At 67.1% G+C, this 21,305-nt stretch carries 17 protein-coding genes; 2 read left to right on the top strand and 15 right to left on the bottom strand.

The window, feature by feature from the left end; translation table 11 throughout:
- Positions 1-204: 204 nt before the first annotated feature.
- The 5 genes from ugpQ to ugpB form a co-directional block, all read right to left on the bottom strand.
- Positions 205-951, bottom strand: coding sequence for a glycerophosphodiester phosphodiesterase (gene ugpQ, locus MKD50_RS07170; protein WP_252666730.1), 747 nt, complete (start codon positions 949-951; stop codon positions 205-207).
- A gap of 1 nt (position 952) precedes the next feature.
- Entirely contained in the window at positions 953-2,053 is a 1,101-nt protein-coding gene (locus MKD50_RS07165; RefSeq protein ID WP_115703629.1) for a sn-glycerol-3-phosphate import ATP-binding protein UgpC, read from the bottom strand.
- Between the two features lie 10 nt (positions 2,054-2,063).
- A complete protein-coding gene (ugpE, locus tag MKD50_RS07160; protein ID WP_092309164.1) occupies positions 2,064-2,912 on the bottom strand; it encodes a sn-glycerol-3-phosphate ABC transporter permease UgpE in 849 nt (282 codons plus the stop codon).
- Positions 2,913-2,924: 12 nt separating this feature from the next.
- Positions 2,925-3,806 (bottom strand): sn-glycerol-3-phosphate ABC transporter permease UgpA, encoded by an 882-nt coding sequence (gene ugpA, locus MKD50_RS07155; protein WP_062800547.1) that lies wholly within the window; start codon positions 3,804-3,806, stop codon positions 2,925-2,927.
- A gap of 149 nt (positions 3,807-3,955) precedes the next feature.
- Positions 3,956-5,272, bottom strand: coding sequence for a sn-glycerol-3-phosphate ABC transporter substrate-binding protein UgpB (gene ugpB / locus MKD50_RS07150; RefSeq protein ID WP_115703631.1), 1,317 nt, complete (start codon positions 5,270-5,272; stop codon positions 3,956-3,958).
- A gap of 194 nt (positions 5,273-5,466) precedes the next feature.
- Here ugpB and MKD50_RS07145 point away from each other — a divergent pair, with 194 nt between their 5' ends.
- Positions 5,467-6,258: an HAD-IIB family hydrolase gene (locus MKD50_RS07145; RefSeq protein WP_252666729.1), complete on the top strand. Its 792-nt coding sequence runs from the start codon at positions 5,467-5,469 to the stop codon at positions 6,256-6,258.
- A 100-nt stretch (positions 6,259-6,358) separates the two neighbouring features.
- Here the strand turns inward: MKD50_RS07145 and ntrC are convergent, their stop codons facing one another.
- The 4 genes from ntrC to MKD50_RS07125 all read right to left on the bottom strand — a co-directional run bounded on the left by ntrC (position 6,359) and on the right by MKD50_RS07125 (position 11,324).
- Positions 6,359-7,918 (bottom strand): nitrogen regulation protein NR(I), encoded by a 1,560-nt coding sequence (gene ntrC, locus MKD50_RS07140; RefSeq protein ID WP_252666728.1) that lies wholly within the window; start codon positions 7,916-7,918, stop codon positions 6,359-6,361.
- Positions 7,919-8,003: 85 nt separating this feature from the next.
- The gene (glnL, locus tag MKD50_RS07135) at positions 8,004-9,182 is read right to left on the bottom strand and encodes a nitrogen regulation protein NR(II) (protein ID WP_252666727.1); all 1,179 of its coding nucleotides are present in this window, start codon (positions 9,180-9,182) and stop codon (positions 8,004-8,006) included.
- Between the two features lie 4 nt (positions 9,183-9,186).
- Positions 9,187-9,759 (bottom strand): DUF4124 domain-containing protein, encoded by a 573-nt coding sequence (locus tag MKD50_RS07130; protein WP_252666726.1) that lies wholly within the window; start codon positions 9,757-9,759, stop codon positions 9,187-9,189.
- A gap of 149 nt (positions 9,760-9,908) precedes the next feature.
- A complete protein-coding gene (locus MKD50_RS07125; protein ID WP_115703641.1) occupies positions 9,909-11,324 on the bottom strand; it encodes a 3-hydroxylaminophenol mutase in 1,416 nt (471 codons plus the stop codon).
- A 483-nt stretch (positions 11,325-11,807) separates the two neighbouring features.
- On the opposite strand from MKD50_RS07125, the gene MKD50_RS07120 reads away from it, so the two are divergent.
- Positions 11,808-12,272, top strand: a complete 465-nt coding sequence (locus tag MKD50_RS07120; protein ID WP_115703643.1) for a rhodanese-like domain-containing protein — start codon at positions 11,808-11,810, stop codon at positions 12,270-12,272.
- Between the two features lie 66 nt (positions 12,273-12,338).
- Here the strand turns inward: MKD50_RS07120 and MKD50_RS07115 are convergent, their stop codons facing one another.
- The 6 genes from MKD50_RS07115 to hrpA form a co-directional block, all read right to left on the bottom strand.
- The gene (locus MKD50_RS07115; RefSeq protein WP_252666725.1) at positions 12,339-13,163 is read right to left on the bottom strand and encodes a competence/damage-inducible protein A; all 825 of its coding nucleotides are present in this window, start codon (positions 13,161-13,163) and stop codon (positions 12,339-12,341) included.
- A 12-nt stretch (positions 13,164-13,175) separates the two neighbouring features.
- The gene (locus MKD50_RS07110; RefSeq protein ID WP_252666724.1) at positions 13,176-14,063 is read right to left on the bottom strand and encodes an EI24 domain-containing protein; all 888 of its coding nucleotides are present in this window, start codon (positions 14,061-14,063) and stop codon (positions 13,176-13,178) included.
- 193 nt (positions 14,064-14,256) lie between these two features.
- A complete protein-coding gene (locus MKD50_RS07105) occupies positions 14,257-15,231 on the bottom strand; it encodes a sterol desaturase family protein (RefSeq protein ID WP_115703649.1) in 975 nt (324 codons plus the stop codon).
- A complete protein-coding gene (locus MKD50_RS07100) occupies positions 15,231-16,079 on the bottom strand; it encodes a polysaccharide deacetylase family protein (RefSeq protein ID WP_371925296.1) in 849 nt (282 codons plus the stop codon). The genes MKD50_RS07105 and MKD50_RS07100 overlap by 1 nt, the downstream gene beginning before the upstream one ends.
- 24 nt (positions 16,080-16,103) lie before the next feature.
- On the bottom strand, positions 16,104-17,090 hold the full coding sequence (locus MKD50_RS07095) for a YVTN family beta-propeller repeat protein (protein WP_115703653.1): 987 nt from the start codon (positions 17,088-17,090) through the stop codon (positions 16,104-16,106).
- Between the two features lie 142 nt (positions 17,091-17,232).
- Positions 17,233-21,282: an ATP-dependent RNA helicase HrpA gene (hrpA, locus tag MKD50_RS07090; RefSeq protein ID WP_252666723.1), complete on the bottom strand. Its 4,050-nt coding sequence runs from the start codon at positions 21,280-21,282 to the stop codon at positions 17,233-17,235.
- Positions 21,283-21,305 lie beyond the last annotated feature (23 nt).

Raw genomic sequence — 21,305 nt, 5'->3', positions numbered from 1 at the left:
CGGCACCACCGGGTGCCGCATGTGATGGCCGCCTTACTAGGCCCGAAAGGGCAAGTTGTGCGGGGAAGGACCTTAAGTCTTCACGGCGGTAAGGATAGCACGTATTGCGTTTGATCAATGTGGACTTTTCGCGATACGAAACACAGCGGCGCGACAATTCCAACCGCATTCAGCGAATTCGCAACAGCCGCACAACAATTTGAATCAGGGGACGATCTGGTCGACCGCGTCGGTGATCACCCCATCGAGCCCCCATTCCAGCAACTGCGCCGCCCGCGCCGGATCGTTGACGGTGTAGGCGAGCACGCGCAGGCCGGCCGCATGTGCGGCGGCAATCACGGCGGCATCCAGCTCGCGGTGGTTTGCATCGAGCGCGACGCAACCGAGCCGGCGCACCCGTTCCAGCCAGTCGCCGGGCAGCTGGTCCAGCAGCAGCGCGCGCGGCAGGTCGGGCGCGGCGCGCGCCGCGGCGGCAAGGGCTTCTTCCGAAAACGAGGACAGCAGCGGCGGTACTTCGGCGCCGGCCCACAGCGACTGGGCGTCGATGGCCACCGCGGCGCCGGTGCGTGCATCGGTGCCGGGCACCGGCTTGATCTCGATATTGACCAGGAAGCCGTTGGCGCGGGTGTAGCGCGCGATCGCCGCCAGCGTCGGCACCGGCTCGCCCGCAAAGGCCGGGCCATGCCAGCTGCCGGCGTCGAGCAGCGCCAGTTCGCCCAGCGTCAGCGCATCCACCCTGCCGTGGCCGCTGGTGGTGCGCTCCAGCGTGGCGTCGTGCATCAGCACCGGCTTGCCGTCGGCCGACAGCTTCACATCGAACTCGAACATGCGGTAGCCAAGGCCCGCGCCGTGTCGGAACGCCGCCAGCGTGTTCTCCGGCGCCAGCTTGCCGGCGCCGCGGTGCGCGATATGACTGGGATAGCGCCAGGCGTTGTCGGTTGTGGTGGTCATGTCAGGCCTCGATGCGCTTGCCGGTGTCCGGCGCAAAGAAATGCAAGTGCTCGGCCGACGAGGTCACCGGCAGGCGATCGCCGGCGCGCACGCGCGCATGGCTGTCCAGCCGCACCACCACCGCCTGCCCGCCGAGCGAGCCGTAGGCGAAGGAGTCCGCGCCCAGCGCCTCGACCACCCGCACATCGACCTCGGCGATCGCCTCATGCGCAGCGCACGGCTCGATATGCTCCGGGCGCAGCCCCAGCAGCGCCTGTTCCGGCAGGTGCAGCCCCATCGGCAGGTGACCCAGCGTGGCATTGGCGGCTTCGCCCTCCTTCGCCACCACGCGCATCTGCGCGCCAGCGTCGCCGCCGGCATTGCGCGCCACCGGGATCAAGTTCATCGGCGGCGAGCCGATAAAGCCGGCCACGAAGGTGCTGGCCGGCCGTGCGTAGACTTCCAGCGGCGTACCGATCTGCTCGACCCGTCCGGCATTGAGCACCATCATGCGGTCGGCCAGCGTCATCGCCTCGACTTGGTCGTGGGTCACATAGAGGCTGGTGGTGCCCAGGCGCCGGTGCAATTCCTTCAGTTCCAGCCGCATCTGCACGCGCAGCTTGGCGTCGAGGTTGGAGAGCGGCTCGTCGAACAGGAATACCGCCGGCTCACGCACGATGGCACGACCCATGGCGACGCGCTGGCGCTGCCCGCCCGAGAGCTGGCGCGGCTTGCGCTCGAGCAGCGGCGCGAGCTCGAGAATGCCGGCGGCGTGGTTGACGCGCTGCGCGATCTCGGCCTTGCCCATGCCGCGGATCTTGAGGCCGTAGGCCATGTTGTCGTACACGCTCATATGCGGATAGAGCGCGTAGTTCTGGAACACCATGGCGATGTCGCGCTCGGCCGGCTCCAGCTGGTTGACCACCTTGTCGCCGATATCGATCTCGCCGCCGGTGATGGTTTCCAGCCCGGCCACCATGCGCAGCAGCGTGGATTTGCCGCAGCCCGAGGGCCCGACGATGACGATGAACTCCCCGTCGGCGATCTCCATGTCGATGCCATGCACGACCTGGGCGCCGCCGGCGTAGGTTTTCTGAACGTTGCGTAGTGACAGTTTTGCCATTGTGTTCCGCTTATTTCTCGGTTTCGACCAGGCCCTTGACGAACCACTTCTGCATCAGCACCACCACCACCGCGGGCGGGATCATGGCCAGCATCACCGTGGCCATCACCAGGTTCCAGTCGGTGGCGGCGTCGCCCGAGCGCGAGATCATCTGCGTCACGCCCACCACCACCGGCGTCATCGACTTCTGCGTGGTGATCAGCAGCGGCCACAGGTACTGGTTCCAGCCGTAGATGAACTGGATCACGAACAGCGCGGCGATGCTGGTGCGCGACAGCGGCAGCACCACGTCCCAGAAAAAGCGCAGCGGCCCGGCACCGTCGATGCGCGCCGCTTCCGCGAGTTCATCGGGAATCGTCAGGAAGAACTGGCGGAACAGGAAGGTCGCGGTCGCCGACGCGATGATCGGAATCGTCAGCCCGAAGTAGCTGTCGAGCAGCCCGAGGTCCGACACCACCTTGTAGGTCGGCAGGATGCGCACCTCCACCGGCAGCATCAGCGTGATGAAGATCAGCCAGAAGAAGGTCTTGCGCAGCGGGAACTTGAAATAGACGATGGCAAAGGCCGAGATGATCGAGATCGCGATCTTGCCCAGCGCGATGCCGAGCGCCATGATCAGGCTGTTCTTCATCATGGTCGAGACCGGCGACGCGGCCTCGCCCACGCCCTGGAACAGCACGGTGCGATAGTTGTCGATCAGGTGGCTGCCGGGGATCAGCGTCATCGGCGCGTCGAGCACCTCTTCGGCGGTCAGCGTCGAGGCGACGAAGGTCAGGTACACCGGGAACACCACGATGACAATGCCGAGGATCAGCACCGCGTGGGTCAGGAAATCAAGAAAGGGACGACGTTCTACCATGGGCTGTCTCCGTCAGTACTGGACCTTGCGTTCCACGTAGCGGAACTGCACCACGGTCAGCGCGATCACGATCACCATCAGCACCACCGACTGCGCTGCCGAGCCGCCGATGTCCATGCCGCGGAAGCCGTCATGGAAGACCTTGTAGACCAGCGTGTTGGTCGAGTTGAACGGCCCGCCGTGCGTGACCGCATCGATGATGGCGAAAGTGTCGAAGAACGCGTAGACCACGTTGATCACCATCAGGAAGAAGGTGGTCGGCGACAGCAGCGGGAACACGATCGACCAGAAGCGGCGCCATGGGCCCGCGCCGTCGATGGCGGCGGCCTCGATCAGCGAGCGCGGGATGCTCTGCAGCCCGGCCAGGAAGAACAGGAAGTTGTAGCTGATCTGCTTCCAGGCCGCGGCCAGCACCACCAGCAGCAGCGCCTGGTTGCCATTGAGCAGAAAGTTCCATTCGACGCCGAGCTTGCGCAGTGCAAACGACACCACGCCCAGGGTCGGGTTGAACATGAACATCCACAGCACGCCCGCCACCGCCGGCGCCACCGCATACGGCCAGATCAGCAGGGTCTTGTAGCCCACCGCGCCGCGGATCACGCGGTCTGCAAAATAGGCCAGCGCCAGCGCGGTGGTCAGCCCCACCACGGTCACGCCCACGGCAAAGATGGCGGTGACCTGGAACGACTCGACATAGAGCGGGTCGTTCCACAGCATGCGGAAGTTGTCCAGGCCGACGAACTCCAGGTTGATGCCGAAGGCATCCTGCTGCAGCATCGACTGGTACAAGGCCTGCCCGGCGGGCAGGAAAAAGAAGATCAGCGTGATCGCGATCTGCGGCAATACCAGCAGATACGGCAGCCACGGCGAACGGAACACGACGCGTTTTTCCATGAACGGATTCCGGCGGATGCCGCGGATGGCGGCATCGGACTAGATATGAAGCGGCGGCCGGCACCGATCGGTGCCGCCCACAAAGCAAGCGGGCGGAGGTTTCGCCGCCGCCCGCCTGTCACGTCAGCCTGCTGGCAAGGCCCGGCGCCTTATTCGCGCGCGGTCTTCTGGAAGCGCTCCAGCAAGTCGTTGCCGCGTGCCACCGCCGAGTCCAGCGCCGCCTTGGGCTCCTTCTTGCCGGCCCAGACGGCTTCCAGCTCCTCGTCGACCACGGTACGGATCTGCACCATATTGCCCAGGCGCACGCCGCGCGACTTGTCGGTGGTCTTGACCACCATCTGCTGCACCGAGACGTCGGCGCCGGGGTTCTTGTCGTAGTAGCCCGACTTCTTGGTGGCCTCGTAGGCGGCCATCGTCACCGGCAGGTAGCCCGTGGCCTGGTGCCAGTCAGACTGGATCTCGGGGCGCGACAGGTAATTGAAGAACTTGGCGACGCCCTTGTACTCTTCAGGCTTCTTTCCGCCCATCACCCACAGCGACGCGCCGCCGATGATGGTGTTCTGCGGCGCGCCCTGCACGTCCGGGTAGTACGGCAGCTGCGCCACCGCGAACGCGAACTTGGCGTTCTTGCGGATATTGGCCAGCGACGCCGACGAGCCAGTGAACATGGCGCATTCGCCGTTGTAGAACTTGGCCTGCGATTCGGCCTTGCGCCCGCCATAGCTGAAGTAGCCCTTCTTCACCATGTCCTGCAGGTTGGTGACGTGCTTGACATGCAGCGGGCTGTTGAAGACCAGGCGCGTATCGGTGCCGCCGAAGCCGTTGTTCTTGGTGGCGTACAGCGTGTTGTGCCAGGCCGAGAAGCTCTCCAGGTGGACCCAGCCCTGCCAGTCGGTGGTGTAGGCGCAGTTGGTGCCCGAGGCCTTGAGCTTGGCCGAGTACTGCATCACCTCGGGCCAGGTCTTGGGCGGTTTTTCCGGATCCAGGCCGGCCTTCTTGAAGGCGTCCTTGTTGTAGTAGAACACCGTGGTCGAGCTGTTGAACGGGAACGACAGCATCTCGCCCTTGGACGAGGTGTAGTAGCCCGCCACGGCGGGGATGTAGGCCTTCTGGTCGAACTTCTCGCCGGCGTCCTTCATCACCGTCGACACCGGCTTGATCGCGCCCTTGGCGCTCATCATGGTGGCGGTGCCGACCTCGAACACCTGCAGGATCGCCGGCGCGCCGCCGGCGCGGAAGGCGGCGATGCCCGCCGCCATGGTCTCGTCGTAATTGCCCTTGTTGACCGGCACCACCTTGTATTCGGACTGGCTGGCGTTGAACTTGTTGGCGATCTCGTTCACCTTGTCGTTCAGCGCGCCCTGCATGGCGTGCCACCACTGGATTTCAACGGCGGCGTGCGCGCTGCCGGCCCCGGTCAGGGCGGCCAGCGCGGCGAGTTGGAGCACGGTACGGGATACGGACATCGAGGCTCTCCTTGGGTCTGTCTGTTGCAGTCGGTTGAAAGTACGACAGCATGTGATTTTTTTGTGACAGCGGCATGTTACGCCCGTCGCACCTGCCCAAGCAAATCAGCAGATTCACCAGTATGGCCGGGTCGCGGCTTTTTGCAGTGCAATAAACGAACTTGGCCGCAGATCCACGGTTACAATGGCCCGCCATGCAATCCCTGAACAAGCTCTCTAATACGGCGCTGCGCAACGTGCGCGGCGTGCTGACGGACATCGACGGCACCCTGACCACTGAGGGCCGGCTGCCGGCCTCGACCTACCTGGCCCTCGACGGCCTGCGCCGGGCCGGCCTGCATGTGATCCCGGTGACCGGGCGCTGCATCGCGTGGGCCGAGATCCTGACGCGGCTGTGGCCAGTCGATGCCATCATCGGCGAGAACGGCGCGTTCTATTCGCACCTGCACAACGGCCGGCTGCAGACCCGCTTCCTCGACGACGCAGATACGCGCGCGCGCAACCTCGAGCGTATCCACGCATTGGGTCAGCGCATCGTGCGCCAGGTGCCCGGCTGCGCGCTGGCGTCCGACCAGGCCTGGCACGCCGCCGACCTGGCCATAGACCATGCCGAGGACGTGGTGCCCCTACCTGAGGACGCCGTCGGGCGCATCGCGGCGCTGATGCGCGAGGCCGGCATGACCGCCACCGTCAGCTCCATCCACGTCAACGGCTGGTTCGGCCAGCATGACAAGCTGTCGATGAGCAAGCTGTGCGTGGCCGAGCTGCTGGGCGAGGACGTGGATGCGCGGCGCGACCAGTGGCTGTTCATCGGGGACTCGGCCAACGATGCCAGCATGTTCGCGCATTTCCCGCTGTCGGTCGGCGTGGCCAATGTGCGCGATATCCTGCCGCAATTGCCGGTGCCGCCGGCATACATCACGGCGGCCGCGGGTGGCGAGGGTTTTGCGGAAATGGCGCAGCGGCTGATCGAAGCGCGCGGCTAGTACCGCGGCATTGCAAAGGGAAGGTTTGCTCCCGTCTCCCGCGCGCGGCAGAGGGAGCAAACAATGGGAATCGGCCAGGGCCGTAGTGCCCTGCCCTGCCTCAGTCGAAGCCCAGTTCCTGCAGCTTGCGCGTGATGGTATTGCGCCCGATCCCGAGCCGGGTCGCGGCTTCGACGCGGCGGCCGCGGGTAACGCCCAGCGCGGCTTCCAGCACCGCCTTTTCGAACCGGCGCGTGAGCAGGTCCATGACTTCGGGCTGGCCGGCTTCAAGCATGGCGCGCGCCTCGCCGGCGAGCAGGCTTTCCCATCCGGCGGCCGCCGGTGCCTGCACCGGAGCCTGGGCCACCGCTGCGGCCGGCGCGGCGCGGACCACCGTGGCCGTGTCGGACTCGGCCACCGGCACCGCAAACCCGCCATAGTCGGCCAGTTCCTGGGCGCCTTCATACTCAGCCACGCGCGGGTCGGGCGCGCGCTCCGGCCGCGGCGCATTGACCGGCTCGCTGGTGCCAGCTTCCAGCATCTCGCGCGGCAGGTCCTTGACCTCGATGGTCTGTGCCGGCGCCATCACGGTAAGCCAGTTGCAGAGGTTTTCCAGCTGGCGCACGTTGCCCGGGAACGGCAGCGTGCTGACATAGGCCAGCGCCTCGTCCGACATGCGCTTGGGCTCGACGCCGAGCTCCTTGGCGCTCTTCTGCAGGAAATGGCGCGCCAGCAGCGTGATGTCCTCCGGCCGCTCGCGCAGCGGCGGCAGGCGCAGCCGGATCACGTTCAGGCGGTGGAACAAGTCCTCGCGGAACAGCCCTTCCTTGACGCGCAGTTCCAGGTTCTGGTGCGTGGCGGCAATCACCCGCACATTGGCACGCAAGGGGTTGTGGCCGCCGACGCGATAGAAGTTGCCGTCGGACAGCACGCGCAGCAGGCGGGTCTGCAGGTCGAACGGCATGTCGCCGATTTCATCGAGGAACAGCGTACCGCCCTCGGCCTGCTCGAAGCGGCCGCGGCGCATGGTCTGCGCGCCGGTGAAGGCGCCGCGCTCGTGGCCGAACAGTTCGGACTCGAGCAGGTCCTTGGGTATCGCCGCGGTATTGAGCGCGATGAACGGGCCGTTGGCGCGCGGGCTGTGCTTGTGCAGCGCGCGCGCAACCAGTTCCTTGCCGGTACCGGACTCGCCGGTGATCATCACCGTGACGTTGGACTGCGACAGCCGGCCGATGGCGCGGAACACGTCCTGCATCGCCGGCGCCTGGCCGAGGATCTCGGGCGCGTCGACCAGGCGGTCATCCATCTCCTCTTCGCGCAGGCTTTCTTCCAGCGCGCGGCGGATCAGCTCGACCGCCTTGTCGACATCGAAGGGCTTGGCCAGGTATTCGAAGGCGCCGCCCTGGAACGCCGCCACCGCGCTGTCCAGGTCCGAATATGCCGTCATCACGATGACCGGCAGGCCCGGATGCCGCGCCTTGATCGCTTGCAGCAGGTCGAGGCCGGAACCGCCGGGCATGCGGATATCCGAGATCAGCACCTGCGGCTGGTCTTCCTCCAGCGCGGCCAGCGCGTCCCGCACATTGGTAAAGCTGCGCGAGAGCAGGCTTTCACGGGCGAGGGCCTTTTCCAGGACCCAGCGGATTGATTGATCGTCGTCGACTATCCAGATCGGCTTCATGTGCGTCGCTTGTCTGCTCGGTGTCAGTTGGTCTTCCGCATGCCCTGGCCACGTCGGTGCACGCGCTTGCGGACGCCGGCAAAGGCTAGTGCAGCGGCAGCAGGATACGGAAGTCGGTACAGCCCGGCCTGCTCTCGCATTCGATCAAGCCCTCGTGCTGCTGCACGAAGGTTTGAGCGAGTGTGAGACCCAGTCCGCTGCCGCCATCCCTGCCCGATACCAGCGGATAGAAGATGCGTTCGCGGATGTCTTCGGGGATCCCCGGGCCGTTGTCGATCACATGCAAGTCCAATGCCAGCTTGAACAGACGCTTGGCGATGGTGACCTGGCGCGCGATGCGCGTGCGCAGCACGATCTGCGCGTCGCCGCGCGCGATGCGTTCGGCCAGCGCCTGCGCGGCGTTGTGGACGATGTTGAGCACGGCCTGGATCAGTTGCTCCATGTCGCCCTGCAGCTCGGGCAGGCTGGCATCGTAGTCGCGCACGATCTCGAGCCCGTTGGGAAACTCTGCCAGCACCACCGAGCGCACGCGCTCGAGCACCTCGTGGATATTCAGGCTCGATACGATATGCGGATGCCGGTGCGGCTCCAGCAGCCGGTCCACCAGCGTCTGCAGCCGGTCCGACTCCTTGATGATGACCTGGGTGTATTCGCGCAGCGAGCGCTCGGGCAGCTCGAACTCCAGCAACTGCGCCGCGCCGCGGATGCCACCCAGCGGATTCTTGATCTCGTGGGCGAGGTTGCGGATCAGCTCCTTGTTGGCCGAGGTCAGGTCCAGGATGCGCTCTTCGCGGTCGCTGCGCACCTTCTGCTCGTTGGGCAGGATCTCGACCACCACGGTGTCGCCGACCGCCTCGAGCGCGGCGATCACCACGTGCACATGGAGCGGGTCCTGAAGCGGCGGATGCAGGATCAGGTCCTGCCGGCGCACGTCGAACTGCCGCGTGACCACGGTGTCGAGCATGTTGTGCAACTCGTCCGATTTGCCGAACAGGTCGGGCAGCGTCAGTTCGACCATGCCCTTGCGCGACACGCCGAAGGTGGCCTCGGCGGCCGGATTGGCGTAGACCACGCGCAGCCCCGGCTGGCGCACCAGCAGCACCGGGTTGGCGACCACGTCGAGGCCGGCATGGAACGCCGCCGCGCCGATGCTGAGCACGCGCGCGCCGGTTTCGGACGGTGCCGGGTCCGCCACGGGCGGCTCGGCCCGCGCGCCATCGGTACTGCCGGCCTTGCGTGACACTCCGCGAATCAGGCGACGCATAAGACTAGTCCTTCAGGTTGCCGAGCTCGCGCCGCAGCGACGCCGCGTTGGCCTCGCTGCGGGCAATGTCGTCGCGCAGCGCCGCGGAGCGGTCGAGGTATTTCTGGTAGTTGCGCTCATTGCCCTGGCGCTCCGGCTGGCCGTTGTTGTATTCGGCGCGCAGCCCCTGCAGCTTGGCCTCCTCGGCCTGCAGTTCCTGCGTCAGCACGGTGCGGCGCTCGCTGTCGCGGCTGCGCTGGGTGGCGCTGTCCACGCGCGGGAAACCGGTGCTGCCGGCAGTGGCGGCACTGCCGCCGGCACTCTTGGCCGGCGCGGCAATGCGTCCGCCCGGCACGGTCACGACCTCGGGCAGGTTCAGCTTCTTGCAACCCTTGCCGGCATTGCCGTTGCGGTACTCCGGCACGCCGTTGGGCCCGGTGCAGACATAGACATCGGAGGACTGCGCCAGCGACGGCCCGGCCCACGCGCCCAGCACCAGCGCCGCGGCGCTCACCAGAACGGGGAATCGGCGTCGGCTTTGGTGCACGGGACGGGGCATGGGATAAGTCAGGCGGGCCGTGCGGGAAAAGGCATCCATGGGCATGGCGTCAGTTAGAACGGGGGTGGATCGGGACAAAATCGGATTCCCCATTCTAGCGAGCAAAGCAAAAAGGGACAGCCGAAGCCGCCCCCTTGTGGTGCAACTGTTGCCCGGTCACAACCTGCGTCATGCCGGGCAAGGGCTGCTTACAGCGAGTAGTACATTTCGAACTCGACCGGGTGCGTGGTCATGCGGAAACGCGTGACTTCTTCCATCTTCAGCTCGATGTAGGCGTCGATCATCGAGTTCGAGAACACGCCGCCACGGGTCAGGAACTCGCGGTCGTTGTCCAGGTACTCGAGCGACTGGTCGAGGCTCGAGCAGACGGTCGGGATCTTTGCATCCTCTTCCGGCGGCAGGTCGTACAGGTTCTTGTCGGCGGCTTCGCCGGGGTGGATCTTGTTCATCACGCCGTCCAGGCCTGCCATCAGCAGCGCCGAGAAGCCCAGGTACGGGTTCATCAGCGGATCCGGGAAGCGGGTCTCGATGCGGCGGCCCTTCGGGTTGGCCACATACGGGATGCGGATCGAAGCCGAACGGTTGCGGGCCGAGTAGGCCAGCTTGACCGGAGCCTCGAAGCCCGGCACCAGGCGCTTGTACGAGTTCGTGCCCGGGTTGGTGATGGCGTTCAGGGCACGGGCGTGCTTGATGATGCCGCCGATGTAGTACAGCGCGAATTCCGACAGGCCGGCGTAGCCGTTGCCCGCGAACAGGTTCTGGCCGTCCTTCCACACCGACTGGTGCACGTGCATGCCCGAGCCGTTGTCGCCGACGATGGGCTTCGGCATGAAGGTGGCGGTCTTGCCGTAGGTGTGCGCCACGTTCTGGATCACGTACTTCTGCAGCTGGGTCCAGTCGGCGCGCTGCACCAGCGTGCTGAACTTGGTGCCGATCTCGTTCTGGCCCTGGCCTGCCACTTCGTGGTGGTGGACTTCAACCGGAATGCCCAGCGATTCGAGGATCAGGCACATTTCCGAACGCATGTCCTGGAACGTGTCGATCGGGGCAACCGGGAAATAGCCGCCCTTCTTGCCCGGACGGTGGCCGGCGTTGCCGTGCTCGAATTCCTTGGCCGACGACCACGGGGCTTCTTCGGAGTGGATCTTGACGAAGCAGCCTTGCATGTCGACGTTCCAGGTCACGCCGTCGAAGATGAAGAACTCGGGCTCCGGGCCGAAGAAGGCGGTGTCGCCCAGGCCGGTGCTCTTCAGGTAGGCTTCGGCGCGCTTGGCGATGGAACGCGGATCGCGGTCATAGCCCTTGCCGTCCGACGGCTCGATCACGTCGCACGACAGCACCAGCGTCGGCTCTTCGTAGAACGGGTCGATGTGCGCCGTGTTCGAATCCGGCATCAGCAGCATGTCCGAAGCTTCGATACCCTTCCAGCCGGCGATCGACGAGCCGTCGAAAGCGTGGCCGCTCTCGAACTTGTCTTCATCGAAGTGCGACACGGGCACGGACACGTGTTGCTCCTTGCCTTTGGTATCGGTGAAGCGGAAATCGACGAACTTGACGTCGTTTTCCTTCACCAGCTTCATCACGTCTGCAACGCTGTGGGCCATGCCAATCTCCTGGGTATTCGGCAAATGTCTGTGAAAGCCAATTCTTGGGACTGTCGCCAGCGGCGCCGCTGCATCGTTGCCGCGCCTGACTGGCCTCGCCGCGAAAGGACGACGGATGTTAGCAGAAAGCGTGCCAACCAAACGTCCCTCGCGGCGCCAGGCCCGAAAATTGTGCAACTCCGGCGAATCGCGCACCATGCTGGCCGGCGGCAAAAACGCCTTCCAGCCGGCGGGGGGCCGATGTGGCGCTCCCCCGACACGCGCAACCACGGTTGCCAGCGTCATAGAACACCATCATGGTGCAAACATCAAGCGACAGCACCGTAATAGTGCATACGCACCAAAATCGGTCGGCTCTCGCCCTCTGGCGGCGCCCTCCGGGCTTGCCCGGAAAGCACTGCCACCGCCCCGCCGCCGCGGCGCTATAGAATAACGGGTTGCGGCCCTCGCGCCACGATTCCACCCATTCAATTTGTCACGCCGATGACCACCCGAGACGATCTCCTCCAGGCCGCCCGCGAGCGCCAGGAACAAAACCAGTTGCCGTACTTCGGCGCGCTGTCGCCGCAGGAAGCCTATGCCCTGCTGCAGAACGACCCTGCCGCCGTGCTGGTGGACGTGCGCACGCAGGCCGAGCTGGACTGGGTCGGCGGCGTCGACGTGCCCGACGCGCAGTTCGCCCACGTCGAATGGATGTCCTACCCGGGCGGCGCGCAGAACGCGCGCTTTGTCGAAGAGCTGCGCGCGCGCGTGCCGTCCGACGTGCCGGTGCTGTTCCTGTGCCGCAGCGCGGCCCGCTCCAAGCACGCGGCGCGGGTGGCCACCGAAGCCGGCTACCACTTCGCCATGGACGTGCTGGAAGGTTTCGAAGGCAACCGCGACGACCACCACCACCGCAAGACCGTCGAGGGCTGGTGCGTGCGCGGCCTGCCGTGGCATGGCGCCTGATTCCGCCCGGACCTGAATGCAAAGGGGCAGCCAAGGCTGCCCCTTTTTCTTGTCCGGCCGGAACGTCTAGGCCTGCGCTGCCTGACGCGGCGGCTGCTCCACGGTCTCGTACCCCATCGCCTGCACGCCCTCTAGCAGCATTGCATAGGCCGGGGCCAGCAGTTCGGCCGGGCCCTTGACGCCCAGGTCGATATGGCGGCGCGCGAAGCGGTCGCCGCGCTGCACGTCGCCGACCGACGGCAGGCTGAACACGCGGATGCCAGGATGCGCCGACTCGACCTTCTCCATCAGCGGGGTCAGCGTCGACTCCGGCGCCTCGAACACGTAGAAGGCCCGCTCCTGCTGCGAGACCTGGTGGAACAGGTGCGCATAGTCGTGGTCCAGCACCCACTCCATCATCGGCCACGCCATCACCGGGAAGCCCGGCATGAAATGATGGTGGCCGACCGAGAAGCCGGGGATGCGGTTATAGCTGTTGGGAATGATGCGCGCGCCCTCGGGGAACTCGCCCATCTTGAAGCGGTGCTGGTTCTCCGGCAGCGTCAGGTCGCCCTTGACCGGGTCGCCCCCGGCGGTTTCGGCAATGCGCAGCGCGATCAGTTCGCGCGCCTCGGGATGCAGCACCAGCGACACGCCCAGCGCCGCCGCCGCGCACTGGCGCGTGTGGTCGTCGGGCGTGGCGCCGATGCCGCCGGTGCAGAACACCACGTCGGGGCCGGCCAGCGTGCGCCGCAGCGTGGCGGTGATGCGGGCGCGGTCGTCGCCGACATACTCGGCCCAGTCCAGCGCCAGGCCGCGTGCGCCCAGCAGTTCGATGGTGCGCCGCAGGTGCTTGTCTTCGCGCCGCCCGGACAGAATCTCGTCGCCAATGACGATCAGGCCGAAACCCATATTGCCCTCGCTTCAGGAATTTTCGATGCGGCGCACGTCGTGCGGCGCCAGGTCAATGACGTCCCCGCCCGACGGCGGGGCGGCAGGCGGCCGGGGCGGCACGGCCGCGCGCTCGGCCCGCAGCTGCGCCAGCGCGCGCAGGCAGAAATGGCCGAACCACAACGCCGAGAAAATAAAGATCAGCACATAGAGCCATAGCGTGCCGGCCAGCACGAACGGGAACAGGAAGATCACCGCCGCCGACGACACCCACAGTATCGTCGGCGCCGAGCCCAGCAGCCCCACGGCCACCCCGATCACCAGCAGCGGCGTGCGGTGGCGTCGCACCAGGGTCTTGCGCTCTTCGGCGCTGGCGTGGTCGGCGAGCGCGTCATACGTCATCACGCGGTAGGTCAGCCAGCCCCACAGCACTGGCGGAATCAGCGCAAAGAACGGCGGGATCAGCCACAACGGCAGCGTCACCAGCACCAGCGACAGGAACACCAGGGTACTGCCGAGCGAATGGAACACGCTGCCCAGCACGCTGCCGCCGTGGGCCTTGGCCAGCTCCGGGTAGCCCCGCTCCAGGTGGCGCACCACCGCCGGGACCGAGAACACGCCGATAAACATCAGCATCGACGCGATCACCAGCGGGATCGCCAGCGCCGCTACGAACAGCGGCGCCACCACCGAGCGCAACGATTGCAGCCCGAACCAGTCGAGCGCGCTGTAGATCCAGCTGGTCAGGACCGAGGTTTCCAGGAAGCTGCGCGTGGCTCCCATGATGGGGTCCCAGCCCCACCAGAGCAGCCCGCCCCACAGCAGCGTGGCGAGGACGAAAGGCAGCACGGTCAGCATCAGCATGCGGGGATGCAGCTGGCTGATCAGCGCGCGGCCAAACGAGCGGAAGATATCGTTCATGCAGTCGAAGGCAAGACAGGAGATCGCGGGGAGCCGGCCTGGTCGGAGGGGCGATGGGCCGGCGGCAACCCGGAACACTAGCATACGCCGCTTGCCGCCATGGCGCGCCGGCGTCGGCCGCGACTGGAGGATGGCCTCGAATGCGCCGTCAGCGCCGCTGTGCGCACCCGTCAGCGCACCCGCAGCGCACTGGTCAGCGCAGCCGCAGCAGCCGCTTGATGCCGTACCACTGGTGCGCCAGGAAGCCCGCGCCGTAGTCGTGGCTCTTGCCCACCGGCGGCGGCAGCTGGTCGCGGATGCCGGTGGGGTGGTAGGTCTCGGTAAAGACCGCGGTGCCGAACAGCATGTCCCACCAGGGGAAGATCACGCCGTAGTTGCAGCCGCCCAGCTTTGCCGGCGCGCCGTCGGCTTCGTGGCCGATGCCGACCGCGTGGTGGGTACGGTGAAAGCGCGGCGAAACCAGCAGCCGCTCGCCGATAGTGCCGAAATGCAACCGCAGGTTGGCATGCTGCAAGCTCTGCAGCAGCTGCGACAGCGCCACCAGCAGCACATACTGCGACGGCTCCACGCCGACGCCCAGCGCCACCAGCGCAAACACCAGGTCGCGCAGCATGTCGTCGAGCAGGTGGTTGCGGTTGTCGCTCCACAGCGTCATCTGGCGCTGGCTGTGGTGCACCGCATGCAGGTGCCACCACCAGCGGAACGAGTGCGACAGCCGGTGGTACCAGTAATCGAGCAGGTCGAACAGCAGCAGGTAGACAAAGAAGCTGACCAGCGGCACCGAGGTCACGCCCGGCCACCAGTCCTCCACATTGATGCGGTGCCAGCCCATCAGCCGCAGGTGGCCTTCGAGCGCGTCGGTCAGCGGCGCCAGCAGGAAGAACATCGCCAGCCGGAACAGCCCGAGGCGGTGGATCACGGTGTAGAAGATGTCGGTGCGGATCGCGGCCCGGTCGGCCACGGCCTCGACCGGGCGCCATTTCTCCAGCGGGCCGAGGATCAGTGCCATCACCGCGATCTGCACCAGCCCCACCAGCAGCCATTCGGTGCCGGTGAAGGCCTCCTCGGCATAGCGGCCGAAGCCCAGGTCATAGACCACGGGCAGCACCACATCCTGGAACAGCGTGCCTTCGATCTGGCCGATCCAGCCGTTCAGCGTCTCCCACATCAGCGTGCGCCCTCCCGGGTTCCAACGGGCCGCGCGATCCAGTTGCGATAGGCCGGGTGTTCGCGCAGCGTCGCGAAGCAGAAGCCCTTGCGCTCCAGGCCCGCAAGCAGCGGCTCGAGCACCGCCGGTGCCCACGGGTCCTGCCGCGACCAGATGCCGAGGTGCGCCATGGCGATATCGCCGTCGCGCAGGCTGGACAGCGCGCGCTGCAGCAGCACGGCGTTGGGATAGCGCTCCGAAGACAGCTCATCGCCCAGGAAGCCCGCCGGGGCCCAGCCGACATGCCGGTAGCCGCATTGCTCGGCCCATTGCAGCGTCTGCGGCGCGGTGCGGCCGCCCGGGGCGCGCCACAGCGGCACCATGTCGGCACCGGTCATGCCGCGCAGCGCCTCGGCGCTGCGCCGCAATTCCTTGCAGAAGCCGGCCTGATCCATGGCCACGTCCTGGCCCGCCTGGGCGCCGAACTGCGGCCGCATGGTCACCTGGCCGGCGCGCACGCTGCGCAGGTAGACATGGTCGAAGGTATGCGTGCCGAAGGCATGGCCGTCGGCCACCAGCGACTTCCAGTAAGGGGCCCACGACGGGTCGAGCGAACTGTCCTTGCGCACCGTCGGCTCGTTGGCCAGGAAGAAGGTGGCACGGATCTGATGGCGGCGCAGGGTGTCGGCGATCAGCTGCGCCTGGCTCATGCTGCCGGTGTCGAAGGTCAGGTAGAGCGTGCCGGCCGGGCAGGCGCTGGCGGCGGGCGCAGCGGCGGCCTGTTGCGCAAGCGGCATGCCGCACGCCAGCGCCACAGCGGCCATCCACTTGCTCATCGTTGCGAGGCGCAATGCCCTGATCCGTGCCATGGTCCCAGCCCTGCCCGCTTTGCGTCAGTACAGCGGCGCGCGCGTGCGGAAATAGATGCCGTGCGGCGAGCGCCCGACCCGTACGGTTTTGACCAGCTTGCGGCTGGCCACGTCGACCAGCCCGACCGCGCGCGCCCAGCGGAAGGTCACCCACAGGGTCTTGCCGTCGGCGGTGAGCTCCATGTCATCCGGCCCCGGCGGCAGCCCGGTGATGTCGCCGACCTTGCTCAGCGTCTGCTGGTCGATGATGCTGATGCTGCCGGTGACGCGGTTGCTGAGGAACAGATGGCGCCGGTCGCCTACGGCGCGGAAATTATGCGCCCCCTTGCCGGTCTGGATCTGCTTGACCACGGTGCGCGTGCGCCAGTCGATCACAGCCACGTAGTCGGCCCCGGTCATGCCGACCAGCAGGTATTTCTGGTCGGGCGTGACCCAGATCCCCGCCGGCGCCGACCCGGTTTCCATGCGCCACATCACGTTTTGGGTGACCAGGTCGATGGCGGCCACTTCGTTGGAGTCCTGCAGCGTGATGAAGGCGATGCGGCTGTCGGCGGTGAAAGCGATATGACTGGGGGTCTTGGCCAGCGGAAACTGCTTGGCCAGCTTCAGCGCCTTGCCGTCCCAGCGGTACACGTCGACCCGGTCGAGCCGGTTGCCGGTGGCGACAAACCACTTCTGGTCCGGCGAGAAGCCGATCTGGTACGGGTCGTCGACATTGGGCACGCGCTGCTGGACCTTGCCGCTGACCGGATCCAGGAAGACCAGGTCGTTGCCGACCGCATTGGCGACGATCAGCGATTTGTCGTCGGGCGTGGCGATCAGGTGGTGGGGCTCCTTGCCGATCGGGAAGGTCTCGAGCACCTTCTGCGTGTCCTTGTCGATCAGCGTGACGGTGGCATCACCCGAATTGAGGATCACCACCACCTCCGCCCGAGCCGGCACCGCCATCAGGCCCAGCGCAAACGCGCCCACCGTGATCCCACCAGCCACCCACCGCCGCAATGCGAACATAAGACCCGCTACCAGAAGAACTGAATCGGCGATTCTAACGTTTGACCGGCTAATTCCGCTGACGTCGCCGCTGGCGGCAAACAAGTATTTGGCAGATTGTTGCGCCGGCACGACCATTTACTGCCATGCCGACGCGCGACCCTCAGCGCTGCATCGATTCCCACACCTTCTGCAGCCGCTTGACCGACATCGGCACCGGCGTGCGCAGCTCCTGGGCGAACAGCGCGATGCGCAGCTCTTCCAGCATCCAGCGGAATTCCTCCAGCCGCGCATCCTCGCCGCCACGACCCTGGGTGCGCAGCTGCTTCTCGGCCCGCTGCCACTGCTGCACCAGCGGCGCCATCTCCTGCAGGCGCTGGCTGTCGCGGGCCGGATCGCCCTTGAGCTTGTCGACGCGCATGGCGATGCCTTTCAGGTAACGTGGGAAATGGACCAGCTGCGTGTACGGGGTTTCGTCGATAAAGCGCTTGCCCATCAGCCGGCCCAGCTGGGCTTCCATGTCCGCATGGGCGCCGGGGAACGGCTTGGCCTGCAGCAGCTTGCGCGGCAGCCCGGCGTATTCGGCAAGGATGGCGCCCGCCAGCCGCGCGATTTCCTGCGCCAGCAGCGACAGCCGGGTACGGCCTTCGTCCTTGCGGGCATTGAACTCGGCGTCGTTGCGCGGCAGCGGCGCCTGCATGCAGGCGCGTTCCAGCGCCAGCATCACGATCTGCTCGCGCAGCATCTCCTGCGTGCCCAGGGTCATGTACTGCATCGCCATCTGCTGCAGCCCCGGGATGTTCTTCTCGATGAACTTGACCTGCTCGCGCAGCTGCAGCGCGAACAGCCGGCGCAAACCCAGGTGGTGGATGCGGGCCGCTTCCTGCGGGTCGTCGAAGACTTCGACGTCGCAGTGCGTGCCGCGGTCGACCAGCGCCGGATAGCCGAACAGGGTCTGGCTGCCCTTGCGGATCTCGAGCAGCTCCGGCAGCTCGCCGAAGCTCCAGCCGGTCAGGCCCTCGTACTTGCCGGGTTCCGCCGCGGCCAGCACTGGCGCCTGCTCCGGTGCCTGCCCCGGGGGCCGGGTGGCGGCGGCCTGGGCCGCGGCCTGCGCGGCTACGCGCTGAAACGACTGCTGCGCCTGCCCGCCCAGTTCGGCGCGCAGCTGGGCCAGGTTGCGGCCCATGTCGAGCTGGCGCCCGTGCTCGTCGATCACCTTGAAGTTCATGGCGTGGTGCGCGGGCAGCGTTTCCAGCTTGAAGTCGGCACGCCGGACCATGGTGCCGGTCTGCTCGCGGATATCGGCAATCAACACGTCCAGCAGCTCGCCTTCGCCAAACGGCTGGCGCGCGACGAAGCCGGCGGCATAGTCCGGCAGCGGCACGCAGTGGCGGCGCAGCTTCTGCGGCAGCGACTTGAGCAGCAGGTGCACCTTCTCCTTGATCATGCCCGGCACCAGCCAGTCGGCGCGCTCAGGGCGCACCTGGTTGAGCGCGTACAGCGGCACGGTCAGGGTCACGCCGTCGCGGTGGCTGCCCGGCTCGAAATGGTAGGTCAGGGCCATGTCCACGCCGGCCACGGCCATGGTCTTGGGAAACAGGTCGGTGGTGATGCCGGCCGCCTCGTGCCGCATCAGCTCGTCGCGGTTCAGGTACAGCAGCTTGCGGTCTTGCGCGCTCTCAACCTGATACCACTGCTCGAACGCGGCCTGCTGGCAGATGTCGGCGGGGATCGCGCGGTCGTAGAAGGCGTAGATCAGCTCATCGTCGACCAGCACGTCCTGGCGCCGCGACTTGTGCTCCAGGTTCTCGATCTCGCGCACCAGGCGCTGGTTGTGCGCGTAGAACGGCAGGCGCGTGTCGAATTCGCCCTCGACCAGCGCGCGGCGGATAAACAGCTCGCGCGCCTCGCGCGGGTTCATCGGGCCGTAGTGCACGCGGCGGTGCTGGTACACCACCAGCCCGTACAGCGTGGCGCGCTCCAGCGCCAGCACCTGGCCGGCCTTCTTCTCCCAGTGCGGATCGCTCCAGCTGACCCTGAGCAGGTGGCGACCCACCTGCTCCAGCCATTCCGGCTCGATGCGCGCCAGCGTGCGTGCGAACAGCCGGCTGGTCTCGACCAGCTCGGCCGCGACCACCCAGCGCCCGACCTTGCGCGCGATCAGCGAGCCCGGCCACAGGTGGAACTTGATGCCGCGCGCGCCCAGGTATTCGCGGCCCTTGCCGTCACCATCCTCGATGCGGCAGCCGACGTTGCCCAGCAGGCCGGTCAGCAGGGCCTTGTGCACCTGCTCGTAGGTCGGCTCGCTGTCGTTCAGGCGCCAGCCCTGCTCGGTCACCGTGGTCAGCAGCTGGGAATGCACGTCGCGCCATTCGCGCAGACGCAGGTGCGACAGGAAGTGCGCGCGGCACTGGTCCTGCAGCTGGCGGTTGGACTTCTTGTGCGCGACCGCGTCCTCGAACCATTTCCACAGCCGGACCCAGCCGAGGAACTCGGACTTCTCGTCCATGAACTTGCGATGGGCCTGGTCGGCGGCTTCCTGCGCTTCCTGCGGGCGCTCGCGCGGGTCCTGCACCGACAGCGCGCTGGCGATGATCAGCACCTCGCGCAGGCACTGATGCTCGCGCGCGGCCAGGATCATGCGCGCCACGCGCGGGTCGAGCGGCAGCTTGGCCAGCTGGCGCCCGGTACCGGTCAGCTGGTTGGCCTCGTCGACCGCGCCCAGTTCCTGCAGCAACTGGTAGCCGTCGGCCACCGCGCGGCCCAGCGGGGGCTCGATGAACGGGAACGACTCGATATCGGTCAGCCGCAGCGCCTTCATGCGCAGGATCACCGCGGCCAGCGACGAGCGCAGGATTTCCGGGTCGGTAAAGCGCGGCCGGCCGGTGAAGTCGGATTCCTCGTACAGCCGGATGCAAACCCCATTGGCCACCCGGCCGCAGCGGCCGGCGCGCTGGTTGGCGGCGGCCTGCGAGATCGCCTCGACCTGCAGCTGCTCGACCTTGTTGCGGTACGAATAGCGCTTGACGCGCGCCAGCCCGGTGTCGACCACGTAGCGGATGCCCGGCACCGTCAGCGAGGTCTCGGCAACATTGGTCGCCAGCACGATGCGGCGCGCATTCGACGGCTTGAACACCCGTTCCTGCTCCTGCACCGACAGCCGCGCGAACAGCGGCAGGATCTCGGTATGCGGCGGGTGGTGCTTGCGCAGCGCCTCGGCGGCCTCGCGGATCTCGCGCTCGCCGGGCAGGAACACCAGCACGTCGCCGGGGCCGGCACGGCACAGCTCGTCGACGGCATCGACGATGCCGTCGTACAGGTCGCGCTCGCGCGCCTGCGGGCTGCGCGGCGCCCCGGCGGCGGGCGCGTCGTCGGCGATCGGGCGGTAGCGCACCTCCACCGGGTACAGCCGGCCGCTGACCTCGATCACCGGCGCCGGCTTGTCCCCGATGGCGAAATGCTTGGCAAAGCGCTGCGCATCGATGGTGGCCGAAGTGATGATCACCTTCAGGTCAGGCCGCTTCGGCAGGATCTGGCGCAGGTAGCCGATCAGGAAGTCGATGTTGAGGCTGCGCTCGTGCGCCTCGTCGATGATCAGCGTGTCGTAGGCGCGCAGCAGCGGGTCGTTCTGGGTTTCGGCGAGCAGGATGCCGTCGGTCATCAGCTTGACCGACGCGCCCGACGACATGGTGTCGTTGAAGCGCACCTGGTAGCCCACATGCTCGCCCAATGGCGTGCCCAGCTCCTGCGCGATGCGCTTGGCGGTCGAGGTGGCCGCGATGCGGCGCGGCTGGGTGTGGCCGATCAGCCCCCCGCCCTCGCGGCCGGGACCGCGCCCGATCGAAAGGCAGATCTTGGGCAGCTGCGTGGTCTTGCCCGAACCGGTCTCGCCGGAAACGATCACCACCTGGTTGGCCAGCAGCGCCGCGGCGATCTCGTCGCGGCGCGCCGATACCGGCAGGGCTTCGGGGAAGGTGATCGGCGGCAGCGGGTTGGCCTGGCGCGGGGGCCGCGGCGGCCGCGTGCCACGGGGCGGGCGCGGGCCGCCCTCAGTGGCGGGCCGCGCACCGGCCGGCCTGGCCGGGCCGGCCTGCTGCGGCCGGGCCGGGCCGGGCGCCGGGCGGGACGGGGCTGGGGAAACGGGCTGACCGGCACCGGCGCGCTGGCGCGGCGCCGCCGGTGGTTTGGGCTTGACGGGGCGTTGTTCTGACATTGGCCGGGATTATAATCCGCGGC

The sequence above is a fragment of the Cupriavidus mimosae genome, assembly GCF_023952485.1.
GTDB classification, from domain to species: Bacteria; Pseudomonadota; Gammaproteobacteria; order Burkholderiales; family Burkholderiaceae; genus Cupriavidus; species Cupriavidus taiwanensis_C.
This window is presented reverse-complemented; position numbering and strand designations above follow the sequence as displayed.